We start from the raw sequence: 16,438 nt of genomic DNA, 5'->3' as shown, positions 1-16,438 counted from the left end.
AAACAATGTCTTTTTTTAATAAGGTATTTGCAAGTGTTGGAATTGGATCTGCTGAAGTGGACACTAAACTAGAAAAGGATACGTACATGCCTGGAGAAATGGTTAAAGGTGTGGTTGCCATTAAAGGAGGAAAAATTGATCAGCAGATTGATGAAATCTATCTTGCCTTAAATACAACCTATTTAAGAGAGTCAGATGACCGGAAATATACAGTAACTGCAACGATTGACAGGTTTCGATTAACCACTCCGTTTATCGTTCGTGCTAATGAAAAAAAGGATATTCCTTTCTCTTTTCAGCTGCCATTTGACACACCTCTTTCGATTGGGCGTTCAAAAGTATGGGTGACTACAGGTTTGGATATTAAAGGTGCTATTGACCCTAATGATCAAGATTACTTAAAAGTTGTTCCTAACCCATTAATGTCTGCCGTTTTTAATGCAGTTGACCAGTTGGGATTTAGAATTCGAGAGGCTGATTGTGAAGAAGCACCACGCCGATTACGCGGGCGTTTACCGTTTGTTCAGGAATTTGAATTTGTGCCGACGTCCGGACAATTCCGTGGTAAATTAGATGAATTAGAAGTTGTATTCTTCCCGGCTGGAAATGGTACACTTGATATTATGTTTCAAGTTGATAGACGTGCTCGGGGAATAGCAGGACTGTTCTCTGAGGCGCTAGGAACGGATGAAACCAATGTAAGATTAACAGTAACCAACGAGGATATTCTATATTTACAACAAAAAATTCAAAGCATTATCCAAAGATATTCATAGTATATTTTCCAATAGGGTCATGTGGCCCTATTGTTTTTTATTACTTTTCAGCTTATATCCTATAAAATAAATCGACAAAAAAAGTGGAGTGTCAAAGGAGGAATCCACAATTATAATCGCTAATTATTTAGAATAAACTATCTATTCTGATGATTGGAGGGGTTAGATGATCAAAATGTTACCGAAAAAAGCATGTATTCCGTATGATGTGACAATCTTTCAAACTCCAAAGTACCGTGAACAAAAAGGTTATAAACAGGTGTATCGGACCACCATTTCTGCAAGCAGCCGTCAGCAATGCTTACAGGAAACATTTAGCCGTTTTAATGTGACTGACAGGATCCCGGCTAATTATAAAGGAAGATTTATGTCAACTGGGGATATTATTTTAATTGATGAGGGCCGCAGCGGATCATATTATTATCAATTAAAATCTGGTGGATGGGTTCCGGTAAATCGAATCAATATCCGTTAAATAAATATTTAAAACCTAAGGAAGGTGGCCTTAGGTTTTATTTGTTATATTTATGCATAGGTATGGATACAATTAACCTTTACGTTCTGCAGCACTGAATTCTTTTGCGTGTGCTTCATGTTCTGCCACAATGGCTTCAGGTGGGATGTGATTATTCTTCTTTTTCCCACGAATACGTGCTCTGTGTTTTTTTCCCATCATTACCCCTCCTTTGAACCTAAAAATAGCTTGCCACAATTTCAAAAAATCATGTCTACGTTTTCAACAAAAAACGTTTATGTTATATTGACTATGGTACAAACTTAATACTGTACATACTTTTTATTGGAGGTTTACTTATGAGTGTACATATTGGAGCAAAAGAGAATGAAATTGCAGAAACGGTATTACTTCCCGGTGATCCACTTCGGGCAAAATATATAGCTGAAACATTTTTAGAAGATGCTAAATGTTACAACGAGGTTCGTAATATGTTTGGTTATACCGGAACATATAAGGGGAAAAGGATTTCTGTCCAAGGGACTGGGATGGGTGTACCTTCCATTTCTATTTATGTTAATGAATTAATCCAAAGCTACAATGTACAAAACCTAATCCGGGTCGGCACTTGTGGCGCTATTCAAAAAGATGTAAAAGTACGCGATGTAATTTTAGCTATGACGAGTTCAACAGACTCTAATATTAACCGTTTAACCTTTGGTCATGTGGACTTTGCACCGACAGCAAACTTTGATCTGCTTCGTAAGGCTTATGAGGCCGGGGTAGCTAAAGGGCTTAATTTAAAGGTAGGAAATATTTTTACAGCTGATTCTTTTTACAATGATAATGCAGAACTTGAAAAATGGGCTAAATATCAAATCCTAGCAATTGAAATGGAAACCACAGCGCTTTATACACTTGCGGCTAAGTTCAATCGTAGATCACTTTCTGTTCTTACAGTAAGTGATCATATCTTAACAGGTGAAGAGACAACAGCAGAAGAAAGACAGTTAACCTTTAACGATATGATTGAAGTAGCATTAGAAGCTGCAGTAAAGGAATAATCAAGGACTATGCCTCTTCCGGGTGGAAGAGGTTTTTTTCTTTTCTTTAAAAGGAACTTTGCTGTAAAATGGAGAATTTAAGTATGAATGAGGTGATCAAAATGAAAGAGCAGCTCAAACTTGATATAACTGGAATGACCTGTGCAGCATGTTCTACAAGAATTGAGAAAGTATTGAATAAAATGCAGGGGGTCGAAGCAAATGTCAATTTAGCCATGGAGACTGCCGCCATTTTATACGAAAAAGACAAAGTATCTAGGAATGAGATCATCGCTAAAATTGAAACTCTTGGTTACGAAGCAAAAGAGAAAGGAAAGAGAGAATCAAAGCAGCAGCATAAGGAAGAAGAAATCAAACAAAAGAAGCAAAAATTCCTTTTATCTGTAATATTATCTATACCACTTTTATATACAATGATTGCCCATATTCCTTTAAATCTAGGCTTGCCAATGCCGCATTTATTGATGAACCCTTGGTTTCAGTTCCTTTTAGCGACACCTGTTCAATTTTATATTGGCGGTCCGTTCTATATCGCTGCCTACAAGGCACTTCGTAATAAAAGTGCTAATATGGATGTCCTTGTTGCCATAGGAACTTCTGCCGCTTATTTCTACAGTCTGTCAGAAGCAATACAAACCATAAAAAACCCTTTTTACCTTCCGCATCTTTATTTTGAAACGAGCGCTGTTCTAATTACTTTAATTTTACTAGGTAAATTATTTGAAACAATGGCAAAAGGGAGGACAACGGCTGCGCTATCAAAACTGTTAAATCTGCAGGCAAAAGAAGCGATAGTAATAAGAGAGGGGAAAGAACAGCAAATCCCAATAGAAGAAGTAAAAGTAGCAGATCGGTTAGTGGTAAAGCCAGGCGAGAAAATACCTGTTGACGGGAAAGTTATCTTAGGGCGATCCTCTGTTGATGAATCAATGATAACTGGTGAATCCATTCCAGTAGAGAAATATGTTGGAGACAATCTGATAGGGTCGACTATTAATAAAAATGGTACGCTCACTATGGAAGCTACAAAGGTCGGAAAGGATACTGCATTAGCTGGAATAATTAGGATTGTGGAGGAAGCACAAGGGAGTAAGGCACCGATTCAACGGTTGGCAGATACGATATCCGGATATTTTGTACCTGTAGTTGTTGCGGTATCCATTTTAACGTTTATTATCTGGTATTTGTTTGTAAATCCAAATGATTTCCCGTCTGCGCTAGAAACTGCGATTGCCGTACTAGTCATTGCATGTCCATGTTCTTTAGGGCTTGCAACCCCGACTTCCATCATGGTTGGGACAGGAAAAGCAGCCGAGATGGGGATTTTGTTTAAGGGTGGCGAACATCTGGAAACGGCACATAAAATTAGTGCTATTGTATTTGATAAAACAGGAACGATTACTAAAGGACAGCCTGTTGTAACAGATTTTATTTCCTATCAGGACGAGAAAAAGGTTCTCCAGTACCTCGTTTCTGCAGAAAAGTCATCTGAACACCCGCTTGCAGATGCAATTGTAAGATATGGAATAGATAAACGATCAAGTACCCTGCCGGTTAAACGTTTTAAGGCCATCCCGGGATATGGAATAGAAGCAAAAATAGGTAATGATGAAGTCTATGTGGGGACGCGTAAACTCATGAATTTAAAGAGTATTTCTTATCATGAGGTGGAAAATGATCTCCTTCGTTTTGAAACAGAAGGTAAAACAGCTATGTATATAGCTATTAATGACACAATCATGGGGCTGGTGGCAGTTGCAGACACAGTAAAGGAAACAGCTGCACAAGCGGTTCAACAATTAACGGAGTTAGGGATAGAGGTATTTATGCTAACAGGAGATAATGAACGGACAGCTAAGGCCATTGCCAATCAAGTTGGGATTAACAACGTAATAGCTGAAGTTTTGCCCGAGGAAAAGGCTAAGCATGTGAAGGAATTACAGTCTAAAGGGTTTAAGGTTGCCATGGTTGGAGATGGTATTAATGATGCCCCCGCACTTGCAGTTGCCGATGTCGGCATAGCCATTGGAACAGGTACAGATGTGGCTATAGAAGCAGCTGACATTACTATTCTTGGCGGAGAACTAACCTTAACCCCAAAGGCAATTTCTCTAAGTAAAAAAACCATGCAGAATATCCGGCAAAATCTTTTTTGGGCACTCATTTACAATTCTGGGGGTATACCGATTGCAGCACTTGGATTGCTTGCCCCTTGGGTGGCAGGAGCTGCCATGGCTTTCAGCTCAGTATCAGTTGTGACTAACTCACTTCGTTTGAAGAGAGTTAAAATATAAATAGCAAAAAAAGGCACTTACCATTGGTAGTGCTGTTTTTTTAAAGAAAACGTATTTCTTAGTTTATTCATTAACTTTTCTTTGTTAATTTTATATAAAAGATGTTATTCTAATCACTAAGGGTTTACTGTATTAAAAATAGCTTTAATAAATATGACGTTTACCTGGTGGTGTACAATTCATATTTTTGTAATGAATGAAAGTTGAAAGTGGTGAAGGCTTTGGAAGAAAACAATGGAGAACAAGAGAAGGTTGAGTTAGAAAAAGCTGAACAAGAGCAAGTGACCGAAAATAAATCAGGTTACATACGTTTTAAAAAGTTTCATTTTATTATGCTGTTATTATTACTTGTTTTTTTAACAGCTGGGATTACAACCTTTGCCCTAGTATTTGGGAAAGATAAAGTGGTAACAGTTTCCCCAGATAGAACAGAATTTAATAAACTATACGAGGCATTTGATACTTTGGAAAATGGCTATTATAAGGACGTAGATCAGAAAAAGCTGATTAATGGTGCAATTGACGGTATGGTTAAAGCTCTTGATGACCCTTATTCAGACTATATGAGTAATGAAGAGGCAAAGAGTTTCCATAGCAGTATCTCCTCATCCTTTGAAGGAATTGGTGCTGAGATTCAGGAAAAGGACGGTCATATTGTCATTGTATCTCCTATCAAAGGGTCTCCTGCCGAAAAAGCAGGTTTAAAGCCTAATGATATGGTCATTTCTGTGAATGGGAAAAGTCTTCAAGGAATGAATTCGACAGAGGCTGTAACATTCATAAGAGGTAAAAAGGGAACAAAGGTAACATTATCCATTCAAAGACCAGGCATTGATGCCCCTATGACTGTACCGATTGTTCGTGATACGATCCCAATTGAAACCGTATATGGGGAAATGGTTAATGATTCAATCGCAAAAGTTCAAATTACTAGCTTTTCTAGCAACACTTCAAAAGAGTTAGTTACAACCTTAAACGATCTACAGAAAAAAGGTATGAAAGGTCTTGTTTTAGACTTGCGTCAAAACCCAGGTGGATTATTAGATCAAGCAGTAAGCATAACAAGTATGTTTGTTCCTAAAGGAAAAATTATTGTAAAAGAGGAAGACCGTAACGGAAAAATTAAGGAAATTGCTTCCCAAAATGAAGGAAATCCCGATCTTCCGCTTGTTGTCTTGATTGATAAAGGAAGTGCTAGCGCTTCTGAAATATTTTCTGCAGCTGTAAAAGAATCTGCAGGCGTTCCATTGGTAGGGGAAAAGTCATTTGGAAAAGGAACGGTTCAAACCGCGGCTGATTTTAAAGATGGATCCAATTTGAAATACACGATAGCCAAATGGTTGACACCTAATGGTAACTGGATTCACAAGAAGGGGATTGTTCCAGATGTAACTGTGGCTCTTCCAGATTATGCGACCTTACCGATTATTGACCCGGATAAAGAACTGGCATTATCTTCAGCTTCGACTGAGGTTCAAACAGCTCAGAAGATGTTAAAAGCCATTGGGTATGACCCAGGCCGTGTAGATGGTTTCTTTGATGAGAAGACAAAACAAGCAGTTTTCAAGTTCCAAACAGCTCAGAAGCTTCCTGCAAATGGTGTGTTAAAAGGTGACACCACCTTGAAGTTGATGGATTTATTACGTGAAAAAATAAAAAACAACGATACTCAATTGCAAAAAGCAGTAGAGGTACTAAAAGGCCGGATGAAATAACATTTTAACCCGATTCCAATAGGAGTCGGGTTAAACTTTATCTGAAATTTTGAAGTACAAAGTGAAGGGGAAACAATTGTGAAAAAAGTAGAAGTATATATTTTGTCAGGATTTTTAGGTAGTGGAAAAACCACACTTTTAAAACGCTTATTGGAGGATGAGCGAAAGCATGGAAGAAAAGTAGCTGTTATGATGAATGAACTTGGTCAAGTTTCAATTGACTCTGATGTTGTTGAAGAAGATGTTTTTTTAAGAGAATTATTAGGAGGGTGTATTTGCTGTTCGATTCAGGATGAACTTGAAGCACAGCTCCAGGGCTTATTATTGAATGATGATCTAGATGTCATTTATATTGAGACGACCGGGGCAGCCCATCCTGTAGAAGTGTTAGATTCCATTCTTTCTCCTTTGTTTGCTGATCAATTGCTTGTTAAAGGTATTATCACGACAGTGGATGGTACAAGATGGATGGATAGAAAAGCTTTAGGACCGCAGCTGCAGCAATTGATCATTGAACAAGTTAGAAATGCGGACTACATCTTATTAAACAAAATAGATGACTTAAGTGAAAGTGAACAGGCTCAAGCGATCATAGAGGTTCAAGGCCTAAACCCAAAAGCTCAATGTCTATTAACAAATTTCTCAAAGGTTCCCATAGAATGGCTAAGAAAACTATCTGTAAATGTTGAAAAGAAATCGAGCCACATCCACTTAAACCTTTCAACATTTGTGTATCAGTTTAAAAAAGCGATTAGCAATACAGATTTTGAAGAGTTTTTAAAGAAATTGCCAGATACCATTTACAGGATAAAGGGATATGTTAAGTTTCAACATTCGGAATATCCATTTCTTTTCCAATATGCATATGGGATGCCATTGTATATGAGGGAATACATGAATTATAAGTTAAACCTAGTTTTTATTGGTGAAAAGGTGGATTGGGAGATTATTCAAGAGCAGCTGACTTTTCTTGAAACTCGGGCAGGTTAAAAAATAATTAATTAATGAATGATACATTCCACTTCAGGTAACTCTTTTAATGTAGTAAAACCATTAAAGGAGGAACTTCCATGAAGAAGGCGGTTTGTTGTTTCTTAATATTTATGCAAATCCTCCTAAATGGATATGGAGTTAATGCAGCTAATAAAAATATGGGGAAAATAGAAATGCCTGAATGGAATACTGTCAATCACTTATTACCTAAATACTCAAAATTCACTGTCGAGGATATGGAAACGGGAGAAAAATTCAAGGTTCAGAGGCGTGCAGGAAGTCATCATGCCGATGTACAGCCCCTTACATCAAAAGATACAAAAATTTTGAAAAAAATCTATGGAGGAAAATGGAGCTGGAAACGCAGAGCTATCTATGTTATTCATAAAAATAAACGGATTGCCGCATCCATGCACGGAATGCCGCATGGTGCAGGAGCATTACAAAATAATTTTCCTGGTCATTTTTGCATTCATTTCTATGGCAGTACTACCCACCGGACAAATTCAATGGACTTATCTCATATGCTGATGATTCTCAAAGCATCAGGGGCTTTAAATGATTACCTTGCTAAAGCAGATCCCTATCAGGTAATTAATTCCTATATTGCGGGTTTTAAACAGCAGGATTCTGCCATAGTCTCCAAAATGTCACTGCAAAAAATAAAATGGTCACCCATTGTAAACAAAGTTGAAAATGTCGGGATTTCAAGATTGGAGCAGCTGCCGCCTGAGGACCTTACCGAGGAAATAAGTTTAGACGTACCTGCCGAGATCGATTGGTATATAAAAGGGGTAGGCAGACAAACCTTTCGGGGAGAAATACATATGATTCGATTTTCTCCAGTGGATGCTTGGAAAGTGGATTCAAAGAAATTTCTAGAAGAGAATCATTTCAATTAAAAAAACACCTTTAGTCTAAAGGTGTTTTTCTTATGAGATAAGAAAGAAAAATTTTCGACTTTGAGAATTGTCCAGCTCCAGCGCCTAGCCCCTCGATGGTCTACAGCCAATCCGTCCAAAAGGTTAAAAAAAGCAACCTTTCGGCCGGCTTGTCTTATGCTTGTCAGGGCTGATCAAGGCGCTTGCGCTTTTCTTATGATTATCGTTGTTCACCAAATTTTATAAAAGTCAGTTCATCCTCAATTAACCCGCAAGCACCGCATTGGACCCGATAGGTCGGGCCGTTATAAGGAAGATGAAAAGGTTCAAGTTCATTATCACCATATTCGCGGATAACATCACCGGAAAGAGGGTCGAGCTTTACTGAATGAGAGACTTGTTGAATAATATTAAAACGACTCCGATTTGTTTTACAATTAGGACATTTATATGGAGTAGACATAGGATTCTCCTTTCTTATTATTGTTAAACATTATTTTTTGCAAAAATATTAGTAAATATGTAACATTGCAAGTGAAGAACTAAGTTAGGGGAGATTAGCCGTGAAAAAGCTAGTACTTATGTTAATGGTTTTGCTGTCATTAAGTTTGGTTGTTTCCTGCAGCAAACAGGAGGAGAATAAAGGAGAAATGCCAGAAATGGTGGAAGTAAATTTATCCGTAAGTCCTAATCCAGGCGAACAAAATAAACCAATTATCTTTGAAGCAAAGGTTACCCAAGGGAAGGAAAAGATCAACGATGCGGATGTTACTTTTGAGGTTTGGCGCTCAAAAGATGCCAAACATGAAAAAATTACTGTAAAGCATTCAGAAGATGGCATTTATCGATTAGAAAAAACTTTTCAGCAAGAAGGTACTTACTATATCATATCCCATGTAACCGCTAGGGATATGCATAATATGCCTAAGAAGGAATTTACCGTCGGAGCACCTAGTGAGAAAGAAGATTCAAATTCATCTAGTCAGATGGATGGAATGGACATGGATGATCACAAAAATCACTAATTAAGGAGAAAATAAAAAGGAGAAAGACAGCCTCTAATGGCTGTCTTTCATTTTAACAACAAATTAATTGATGTTAGACTATTTCATTCCTCTTTTTTTGCTTTAATATTTACTGCTGCTTCCTTTCCAAGTTTTTGTTTCACGATTTCATTTATTTTTTCAGAAATGTCGCCTTCATATGTTGAACCAATATTTAATTTTCCAGAAAGTTCCTTAATTCCCAATTGGCCAAAATTATTGGCATAGTCTAAATGCTCTATAACAATTTGGTCAACCTGAAGGTGGTTAATTTGAACAGTTGGATTATTTTCTTTTTCCTTTGGAGGAGAGGGGATACGAATTGCTTTTACTTCAGTTTTAACTTCATTAATTTTGGATTCTAAAGAAGAAATTTTTTTTTCCAATTCCGATATTTTTTTGGTAAAGATTTTTTTTGAAGTGAACAAACGAAAGAATGGCATAAAAACCCTCTATTCAGAATTGGTTTGTACAACACCGAACCGGGATAATTTCCTTAGTTAATCTTATTTGTAAATACCAGAAAAATGCAAAAAAAAAAAATCAACGGCTACAGAATTTCTGTCACGTCGATTTGTGAGTATTGCATATCAATATTTTTAGGTATTTTTATTTCTAGAATTCCATCTTTATAATTTGCCGAAGCGCCTTTCTTTTTTACAATAGCAGGAAGAGTAATGGTGTTTGAATCTTCTCTGTCAGGAATATGTTCTACAATTAGCTGGTTTGATGTATGGTAAAGGCGAAGCTGTTGCAGCCAGTCTTCATTACGAATCGGTATTCTTACAAATACATAATCATGTGTCTCAAAAGCAGAGGAGTTCAATGCATTTGTCCGCTGTTTTGTCTCAGGAGTTTGAAAACTGTTGAATAAGTCCTGACGATTCATCATATCGCCCATGTTCGGCATGATTTTTCCAATTAGGTCTTGAACGTAATTGTTTATTTCATCAGGTTTCATTTTTTGTAATGAATCTTTCATATCCTTTGTAAAGGGAAACATATTCCAAGGAAACATTTTCTTTCAACCTCTCTAAAACTAAAATTGATTAGCAATTGGGGAAGACGGATTGGCAATTTGATCTTGGTCACTAATATCTGTGTCGCCGAAGCCGTTAAGAGAGAACGAACTTGAAGGGGATAAATCTCCTAAGGCAAAATTTGATCCAATCCACTTTTGGTTGGCAGTATGGCTATTTTGGACGGAGGGTCCTAAAGAAATATTGGCATTATTAGCAACGGAATTCGTCTTTATGTTAAATATGTTAATTTGAAAAGGCATTTTTTTCAGTCCTTTATTTCGAATTACTAAAGACGTTGGATGGATTTGCGATATCACCCATATCATTGATGTCTGGATCAATAAAGACATTTTCCATCGCTGCAGTCGGCGGTGCAAAATCCCCATAGGATGAATTTTGACCCTGGGATTTTGAATTAGCTGTATGGGCGTTATGAAGGGCTTCACCGATGTTGACAGACCCGTTATTAGAAACACTGTTGATTTTCAGGCTGAAGATATTAATTACAGTCTGCATCCTGTCACATCCTTTTTTGTTGTTATCCCATCATATGCAATCAATCGCCCATCCGTTATCAAAACTTAAAATCCCTTGAAATGAGACATTAGATAAAATTTGCATATATAATCATTTCTTTTTAACATATATATAAAGAGAGAAATCTTTTATAGAGAGGTAATGATTGTGAAGAAGAAAACGGCTTTGATTACAGGAGGAGCTTCTGGTATCGGTAAAAAAACGGCACAACTGCTTGCGGAAAATGGATATCAACTTGTGATCAACTATCGAAAGAGTGAATCAGAAGCAGTTTTCTTGGCAAAGCAGTTCGATGATCATTACGGGACGAAAAACATTGCTATTCAAGGGGATGTAGCTAACAAAGAAGACTGCCTGCGAATTGTCAACGAGTCCCTCTCAGTGTATTCGAGCGTCGATGTATTAGTTCATAATGCGGGTCCATACATACATGAACGAAAAAAGCTGACCGATTACTCCTTTGAAGAATGGAATTACTTATTACAAGGTAATTTATCAGCAGTTTTTTATTTATCAAAATTAATTATACCAGTGATGCGGAAGCAAAAATGGGGCAGAATTATCACATTGGGATATGATAGGGTTGAAACCGCACCTGGTTGGATTTTTCGTTCTGCTTTTGCTGCAGCAAAAACAGGATTAGCTTCTTTAACTAGAACAATAGCGATGGAAGAAGCAGAACATGGAATTACAGCTAATATGATTTGTCCGGGAGATATTAAAAATGAGTGGAAGGAAAAAGACATTCGTGATTCTTTTTCTTCAAGAGAAGAAAATCTTACTGCGGCTAGACAGGGAACGGGTGAGGATATTGCGCGGGTTATTAGCTTTTTAACAGATGATAAATCTGATTTTATTACTGGCAGTATTATACCGGTAACCGGCGGGATAGATGTATTGGGTAAAGCGTTAAGAAACTAAAATGAGAAAAAGTTAAAAGTTTTTGAACATTGTTGCTTTTTGGAATGAAAATGGCTTCTTATGTAGATAATAGAATTTATTCATCTATGGAAGGAGCAAAGAGAATTATGAGTTTTAACATGAATCGAATTAATCCCAATCAAACCCAAGTGTTTTTTCATGATGGCCGATTTGAAACTTTAACAAATGAGGAATTAGAAGAATTTTTGCTCCATATGGGACTTAGTGAAGGAAATAATGAACAAAGTTTATCGGATTAATGTTTTAATACAAATACAAAATGAAAAGCAATCGGCACATGCCGATTGCTTTTTTTAGGCTTCAAGTAATTGAGTATCTGTTTGGTCTGCTCCATTGCGCATCAAGTGGAAGGTATACAAGTCTTTGGGAATTTCATATAAATCATATATATCGCCATTTGCATTTAATTGCGCGTATAGAGATGCTCTCGTTTCATTTGCTTTCACAACATATGGCAGTTTTTCTGCTGCTTTTATTGAGCGGATATTTACTTTTCTGATTCGCATAAAGATGGTTTCAATCCCAGCTTCGTAAAAAAGTTCCTTAAAAAATGCTTCCTTAGCGGGACTGTTATAGCCTTTTCCATGATAGGGTTTGCCCAGCCACGTCCCTAGGAACCCAGCATTATCTTCAATATCAAACAAATTTATCGTACCGATTGGATTACCCCATTCATCGAGAATGGTACGTGAAATTAATTCACCGCGTTCCTCAGCTTCCATGGTTTGTTTGGTTATAAATAAAAATTCATCATAGGAGTCAGCTTTTTGACGCACAAAAGGGAAGACATCTGGATGCGTAATTAATTCGTATAGTGTGTGGCTCTCATGAAGATCACGTTTTTTTAACATGAAAATCCCTCCATTAGGGCATTCCACTCCCATGTCAAAGAAGCGGCCCACCCTCGAAATTTTTTATAGTTTGCGTAAAAAATTTCGGGGTGGGAATCGAACCCACTAGAACCAGTAAACTGGTGGCGCACCATTTGCCTTCCCTATATCATTTTTTTTGTTACCGGATTACGTTCATAAACCCCCAGATTAAATCAGGTCCAAAATTATTTCACTTAGAGTATAATACAAGAAAAGCAGTAAAAAGGAAATAGGTTTTTGTCGGTTTTTCTATAATATTTTCTTCCAATTTTCTACATTAATTTTAGGTTTCCGAATAAACGATCTCTCCGCCAATCATAGTCCATCTTGGCTTTGCTAAGTAATGGAAAGGATGATGAGACCATAGTACTAAATCTGCGTCTTTTCCCTCTTCAATACTCCCAACTCTATCGTCTATTCTTAGATTTCTGGCCGGAAGGATGGTGATTCCTTCAAGTGCTTTTTGTTCCTGAAGGCCTTCACGTACGGCAAGACTTGCACAAATATTTAAGTATTGGATTGGTGTATAGGGGTGATCGGTTGTAATTGATACTTCTAAGCCATGATTAGTTAACTCTTGGTATGTTTTCCACGTTTTGTTTTTTAATTCTACCTTGGATCTTCTAGTGAGAGTTGGGCCCACTGAAACCTTTAAATTAAGGCCTGCTAATTCTTGGGCAATCAAGTGTCCTTCTGTACAATGCTCAATTCGTAAATCTAGCTGAAACTCTTCTGCAAATCGTATAGCAGTAATGATATCATCTGCTCTGTGGGCATGGATTCTAACTGGAATTTCCTTTTTTAGCGCCATAACAATCGGAGCAATTCGAAGGTCCTCCGGATTATCAGAATGAATCGCTTTATAGAAAGCTTCTCTAAGCATTCCCATTATTCCCATTCTGGTGATCGAATCACTGTTACCATGACTGTGGATCCTCTTTGGATTTTCACCTAAGGCAATTTTTAAGCCCGCTATTTCCTGAACAATCATTTTTTTTATATTTTTTCCAGTTGTTTTAATAACAGATGTGGTACCGCCAATCACGTTTGCACTACCCGGCATCACATGAACGGTAGTAATCCCGCTTCTTACCGCATCGGTAAAAGCCTGATCCAAAGGATAAACTCCATCCATTGCGCGAATATGAGGTGTGAGGGCCTCAACTGTTTCATTTGCATCATTCCCAGCCCATCCAGTCCCTTCATCATATAAACCTAAATGGGTGTGAACATCAATAAAACCAGGGAATAAATATGAATCCGAACAATCCATTATTTTAACGGTAAGATCTGATTTCAAATTTTTTCCAATTTTTTTAATTTTGCTATTCTCGATTAATATATCCATGTACTTAGCCGGCTCAGACGTAACCGGATATATATTTGCATTTTTTAAAAGTATTTTTTCCATAATAAAACCTTTCTTTATATTGTTAATGGTATTTTATCTATTTTAGCAACATATGTGTCTAAGGAAAAGGATACCTTTTATAATTTCTTTAGCGGATTTATTTGAAATCACGAAACCTTTATATTTTTTTAGCGTAAATATTATCGTAAAGAAAATTTTTTCAATGGGGGAAGATGAAATGATTAAGAGTGAAGAAAGGTTATTAGCTGCAGGATTGTATGTCCTAAGTTTGTTTTTTCCAATTATAGCTCCACTGATCATTTGGTTATTAAAAAAAGAAGAGTCAACTTTTATTGATGTCCATGGAAAAGAATATTTTAATTTTTTCATTTCTTATTTCGTTTATTCCATTGTGGCTGGTATTTTGTCCGTAGTGATTATTGGTATTTTCTTATTATGGGTGTTAGGGGCAGCGGCGCTTATTTTTACAATTATAGCAGCTGTCAGAGCTTACGAAGGTAAAGAATATCATTTCCCATGGATTTTTAGATTAATTAAATAATTTGAAATAAAAAACCCGGCAAATTTGTCGGGTTTTAGTTTGTTTTTCAAGGTCTTTAAGTTTTGCTAAGGGTGATAGTTATTCTATAATAGGGATATATGTTATAAAAAGAACAATTGGGGTGAGGCAGTGTGTTAAACCAAACAGGGTTAGTTTTAGAAGGCGGCGGGATGCGAGGTGTGTATACTGCCGGGATTCTGGAATATTTTTTAGAACAGGAATTGTTCTTTCCTTATGTTATTGGTGTTTCTGCCGGTGCGTGTAATGCCGCTTCTTATTTATCTAAACAAAAAGGAAGAAATAAAGCAGTTACTGTTAATTATGCAAGTGACCCAAGATATATTTCTTGGAGAAATTACTTTAAAAACAGGCAGTTCTTTGGTATGGATTTCATTTTTGATGAAATTCCCAATAAACATGTTCCCTACCATTATGATGTCTTTTATAATAGTCCGTCTGAATTTGTTGTTGGGACAACGGATTGTATGTCAGGGCAGCCTATATACTTTAATAAGCAAGATTATGGAAGTGATTTACTTACAGTCTTGAGAGCTTCGAGTTCGCTGCCATTCATCGCGCCGGAAATCCGTTACCAAGATAAAATATTACTTGATGGTGGAATTAGTGACCCTATCCCTATAAAAAAGGCTCAAAAGGATGGATTTAAGAAAAATATTGTTATTTTAACAAGAAATAAAGGATATCTAAAAAAACCTTCAAAATTCCACTTTTTGGTTAATCGGAAGTACCCAAATTACACAGGTCTGCAACAGTCTTTGCGGACAAGATATCAAATTTATAATGAAACTCTCGACTATTTAGAAAAGGAAGAAGAAGCTGGCAGCGTATTGATTATACGTCCATCTGAACCATTAAAAGTAGGGAGAATGGAAAGAAATCCACAAAGGCTTGAGGCATTGTATAACCAGGGATATCGTGATGCAAAAGCCTCAATGCATCAAATTGTTTCATATATAAAAGGTTAGAGAAGAGTCTAGCAGGCTCTTCTCTTTCTTTTTAAAATAGAAAACTTCTATCATTTTTTTCAACCCTATTAAATACACTCATAGTAGAGGAATTGATAAGGGGTTATCTGGATGAAAATAAATGAATATTACCGAGACACAGCTAATATGAACTTAAATGGTAGTATTGTTGCGCTAGTACCGACCACCATGATTATAATTGGAAATCTTTATATTATAAAACAAAAGGACATGATGTTATTTACTATACCATTTCTTATTTACAGCATCATTAGTTTTCAGATCTATCTATTTAGATTGAGACAAACGATTACGATTAGACGTAATTTGAAAGCTTCTAAGGATGTTTCCAATTCTATTTTTAAAGCACGCCATCTTTTACTGCTTTACAGGAACTCCCAGTCCTCAAGTTTATTTTTGTATTTTCCCAACGGCAATTTGGCAGGTCAAATAGGAAAATTTCGAGGGAAAGGTTTAGAAAGGTTGAAGCCTTCCAGAAATTACGCTTTGTATAATGTTGATGGAAGAATTCTGGGGTTTTTTAAGATAAAGGGCAAGAAAGTAGTAAGGATTGATGTATATAATTGTAATAAGGAATTTTTAGGCAGTTTTGAAAAAAGGAATATAGGGTATCGGAAATCAAAAAAGGAGCTGTTTGACCACTCAGGAAGATATATTGGCGGGGTAGAAGGGGCGGCCTTATTTATGGATGAACATGTATTTGATCATAGTCATCAGGAAGTAGGAAGGCTGCGCAGGGGATGGATGCCAATCGAATGGGGGCCTATTTTCCCAGAACCCAACACACCGGTACTAACACTAAATGAGGGGCTGTCTGAAGAAGGTAAGCTGCTTAGGATGTCTTTTTTAATTAATGAATACTTTATCGAGAGATAGGTACAAGAGTGTTTCCTTCTAGAATAATGTTTGATATGATGAATAAAAC

General features: G+C 36.8%; 21 protein-coding genes. 13 read left to right on the top strand and 8 right to left on the bottom strand.

Annotated features, from left to right (window positions below; translation table 11 throughout):
* Positions 1-5 precede the first annotated feature (5 nt).
* Together CVD27_RS24640 and CVD27_RS24635 are read left to right on the top strand one after the other, a co-directional pair.
* On the top strand, positions 6-776 hold the full coding sequence (locus CVD27_RS24640) for a sporulation protein (protein WP_101651405.1): 771 nt from the start codon (positions 6-8) through the stop codon (positions 774-776).
* Positions 777-942: 166 nt separating this feature from the next.
* Positions 943-1,251 (top strand): YodL domain-containing protein, encoded by a 309-nt coding sequence (locus CVD27_RS24635; protein ID WP_101651403.1) that lies wholly within the window; start codon positions 943-945, stop codon positions 1,249-1,251.
* Between the two features lie 72 nt (positions 1,252-1,323).
* On the opposite strand, the gene CVD27_RS28940 is transcribed toward CVD27_RS24635, so the two are convergent.
* Positions 1,324-1,449: a hypothetical protein gene (locus CVD27_RS28940; protein ID WP_257984483.1), complete on the bottom strand. Its 126-nt coding sequence runs from the start codon at positions 1,447-1,449 to the stop codon at positions 1,324-1,326.
* Between the two features lie 140 nt (positions 1,450-1,589).
* On the opposite strand from CVD27_RS28940, the gene deoD reads away from it, so the two are divergent.
* The 5 genes from deoD to CVD27_RS24610 all read left to right on the top strand — a co-directional run bounded on the left by deoD (position 1,590) and on the right by CVD27_RS24610 (position 8,198).
* Complete coding sequence (gene deoD, locus CVD27_RS24630) at positions 1,590-2,294, top strand: purine-nucleoside phosphorylase (RefSeq protein ID WP_101651401.1); 705 nt, start codon at positions 1,590-1,592, stop codon at positions 2,292-2,294.
* Between the two features lie 83 nt (positions 2,295-2,377).
* Positions 2,378-4,588: a heavy metal translocating P-type ATPase gene (locus CVD27_RS24625; protein ID WP_142384141.1), complete on the top strand. Its 2,211-nt coding sequence runs from the start codon at positions 2,378-2,380 to the stop codon at positions 4,586-4,588.
* Positions 4,589-4,800: 212 nt separating this feature from the next.
* Positions 4,801-6,303: a lmo1851 family serine protease gene (locus tag CVD27_RS24620; protein WP_101651440.1), complete on the top strand. Its 1,503-nt coding sequence runs from the start codon at positions 4,801-4,803 to the stop codon at positions 6,301-6,303.
* 78 nt (positions 6,304-6,381) lie between these two features.
* The gene (locus tag CVD27_RS24615) at positions 6,382-7,293 is read left to right on the top strand and encodes a CobW family GTP-binding protein (protein ID WP_101651399.1); all 912 of its coding nucleotides are present in this window, start codon (positions 6,382-6,384) and stop codon (positions 7,291-7,293) included.
* Between the two features lie 80 nt (positions 7,294-7,373).
* Complete coding sequence (locus tag CVD27_RS24610) at positions 7,374-8,198, top strand: hypothetical protein (RefSeq protein ID WP_101651397.1); 825 nt, start codon at positions 7,374-7,376, stop codon at positions 8,196-8,198.
* A gap of 199 nt (positions 8,199-8,397) precedes the next feature.
* On the opposite strand, the gene CVD27_RS24605 is transcribed toward CVD27_RS24610, so the two are convergent.
* Complete coding sequence (locus tag CVD27_RS24605; protein WP_101651394.1) at positions 8,398-8,640, bottom strand: DNA alkylation repair protein; 243 nt, start codon at positions 8,638-8,640, stop codon at positions 8,398-8,400.
* 100 nt (positions 8,641-8,740) lie between these two features.
* Here CVD27_RS24605 and CVD27_RS24600 point away from each other — a divergent pair, with 100 nt between their 5' ends.
* Entirely contained in the window at positions 8,741-9,202 is a 462-nt protein-coding gene (locus CVD27_RS24600) for a FixH family protein (protein ID WP_101651392.1), read from the top strand.
* An 83-nt stretch (positions 9,203-9,285) separates the two neighbouring features.
* Here the strand turns inward: CVD27_RS24600 and CVD27_RS24595 are convergent, their stop codons facing one another.
* From CVD27_RS24595 to CVD27_RS24580, 4 genes are all read right to left on the bottom strand, one after another.
* Positions 9,286-9,606 (bottom strand): hypothetical protein, encoded by a 321-nt coding sequence (locus tag CVD27_RS24595; protein ID WP_142384140.1) that lies wholly within the window; start codon positions 9,604-9,606, stop codon positions 9,286-9,288.
* Between the two features lie 164 nt (positions 9,607-9,770).
* Positions 9,771-10,238, bottom strand: a complete 468-nt coding sequence (locus CVD27_RS24590) for an Hsp20/alpha crystallin family protein (protein ID WP_101651388.1) — start codon at positions 10,236-10,238, stop codon at positions 9,771-9,773.
* A 21-nt stretch (positions 10,239-10,259) separates the two neighbouring features.
* The gene (locus CVD27_RS24585) at positions 10,260-10,502 is read right to left on the bottom strand and encodes a spore germination protein (protein ID WP_098529384.1); all 243 of its coding nucleotides are present in this window, start codon (positions 10,500-10,502) and stop codon (positions 10,260-10,262) included.
* Positions 10,503-10,515: 13 nt separating this feature from the next.
* A complete protein-coding gene (locus tag CVD27_RS24580; protein ID WP_101651386.1) occupies positions 10,516-10,758 on the bottom strand; it encodes a spore germination protein in 243 nt (80 codons plus the stop codon).
* 168 nt (positions 10,759-10,926) lie between these two features.
* Here CVD27_RS24580 and CVD27_RS24575 point away from each other — a divergent pair, with 168 nt between their 5' ends.
* Together CVD27_RS24575 and CVD27_RS28400 are read left to right on the top strand one after the other, a co-directional pair.
* Entirely contained in the window at positions 10,927-11,700 is a 774-nt protein-coding gene (locus tag CVD27_RS24575) for an SDR family oxidoreductase (RefSeq protein ID WP_101651384.1), read from the top strand.
* A gap of 119 nt (positions 11,701-11,819) precedes the next feature.
* Positions 11,820-11,960, top strand: coding sequence for a hypothetical protein (locus CVD27_RS28400; RefSeq protein ID WP_219621333.1), 141 nt, complete (start codon positions 11,820-11,822; stop codon positions 11,958-11,960).
* 54 nt (positions 11,961-12,014) lie between these two features.
* On the opposite strand, the gene CVD27_RS24570 is transcribed toward CVD27_RS28400, so the two are convergent.
* Positions 12,015-12,572, bottom strand: coding sequence for a GNAT family N-acetyltransferase (locus CVD27_RS24570; RefSeq protein WP_101651381.1), 558 nt, complete (start codon positions 12,570-12,572; stop codon positions 12,015-12,017).
* Between the two features lie 304 nt (positions 12,573-12,876).
* Positions 12,877-14,004 (bottom strand): amidohydrolase, encoded by a 1,128-nt coding sequence (locus CVD27_RS24565; protein ID WP_101651378.1) that lies wholly within the window; start codon positions 14,002-14,004, stop codon positions 12,877-12,879.
* Positions 14,005-14,182: 178 nt separating this feature from the next.
* Here CVD27_RS24565 and CVD27_RS24560 point away from each other — a divergent pair, with 178 nt between their 5' ends.
* The 3 genes from CVD27_RS24560 (at position 14,183) to CVD27_RS24550 (ending at position 16,389) form a co-directional block, all read left to right on the top strand.
* Positions 14,183-14,506 (top strand): DUF4870 domain-containing protein, encoded by a 324-nt coding sequence (locus tag CVD27_RS24560; protein WP_180960428.1) that lies wholly within the window; start codon positions 14,183-14,185, stop codon positions 14,504-14,506.
* 131 nt (positions 14,507-14,637) lie between these two features.
* Positions 14,638-15,492 (top strand): patatin-like phospholipase family protein, encoded by an 855-nt coding sequence (locus CVD27_RS24555; RefSeq protein WP_101651371.1) that lies wholly within the window; start codon positions 14,638-14,640, stop codon positions 15,490-15,492.
* Positions 15,493-15,603: 111 nt separating this feature from the next.
* On the top strand, positions 15,604-16,389 hold the full coding sequence (locus tag CVD27_RS24550; RefSeq protein ID WP_101651369.1) for a hypothetical protein: 786 nt from the start codon (positions 15,604-15,606) through the stop codon (positions 16,387-16,389).
* The last annotated feature ends 49 nt before the right edge of the window (positions 16,390-16,438 follow it).

Origin of the sequence: Neobacillus cucumis, assembly GCF_002860255.1 — a bacterium.
Classification (GTDB): domain Bacteria; phylum Bacillota; class Bacilli; order Bacillales; family Cytobacillaceae; genus Neobacillus; species Neobacillus cucumis_A.
Note: the sequence above shows the minus strand (reverse complement) of the source record. Positions and strands in the feature narration are given on the sequence as shown.

Bases quoted from the DNA above. Each gene is read 5' to 3' on its own strand.
- CVD27_RS24565 (WP_101651378.1), bottom strand. From the start codon at position 14,004: ATGGAAAAAATACTTTTAAAAAATGCAAATATATATCCGGTTACGTCT.
- CVD27_RS24550 (WP_101651369.1), top strand. From the start codon at position 15,604: ATGAAAATAAATGAATATTACCGAGACACAGCTAATATGAACTTAAAT.
- CVD27_RS24585 (WP_098529384.1), bottom strand. From the start codon at position 10,502: ATGCCTTTTCAAATTAACATATTTAACATAAAGACGAATTCCGTTGCT.
- deoD (WP_101651401.1), top strand. From the start codon at position 1,590: ATGAGTGTACATATTGGAGCAAAAGAGAATGAAATTGCAGAAACGGTA.
- CVD27_RS28940 (WP_257984483.1), bottom strand. From the start codon at position 1,449: ATGGGAAAAAAACACAGAGCACGTATTCGTGGGAAAAAGAAGAATAAT.
- CVD27_RS24610 (WP_101651397.1), top strand. From the start codon at position 7,374: ATGAAGAAGGCGGTTTGTTGTTTCTTAATATTTATGCAAATCCTCCTA.
- CVD27_RS24635 (WP_101651403.1), top strand. From the start codon at position 943: ATGATCAAAATGTTACCGAAAAAAGCATGTATTCCGTATGATGTGACA.
- CVD27_RS24580 (WP_101651386.1), bottom strand. From the start codon at position 10,758: ATGCAGACTGTAATTAATATCTTCAGCCTGAAAATCAACAGTGTTTCT.
- CVD27_RS24570 (WP_101651381.1), bottom strand. From the start codon at position 12,572: ATGTTAAAAAAACGTGATCTTCATGAGAGCCACACACTATACGAATTA.
- CVD27_RS24640 (WP_101651405.1), top strand. From the start codon at position 6: ATGTCTTTTTTTAATAAGGTATTTGCAAGTGTTGGAATTGGATCTGCT.
- CVD27_RS24605 (WP_101651394.1), bottom strand. From the start codon at position 8,640: ATGTCTACTCCATATAAATGTCCTAATTGTAAAACAAATCGGAGTCGT.
- CVD27_RS24560 (WP_180960428.1), top strand. From the start codon at position 14,183: ATGATTAAGAGTGAAGAAAGGTTATTAGCTGCAGGATTGTATGTCCTA.
- CVD27_RS24625 (WP_142384141.1), top strand. From the start codon at position 2,378: ATGAATGAGGTGATCAAAATGAAAGAGCAGCTCAAACTTGATATAACT.
- CVD27_RS24590 (WP_101651388.1), bottom strand. From the start codon at position 10,238: ATGTTTCCTTGGAATATGTTTCCCTTTACAAAGGATATGAAAGATTCA.
- CVD27_RS28400 (WP_219621333.1), top strand. From the start codon at position 11,820: ATGAATCGAATTAATCCCAATCAAACCCAAGTGTTTTTTCATGATGGC.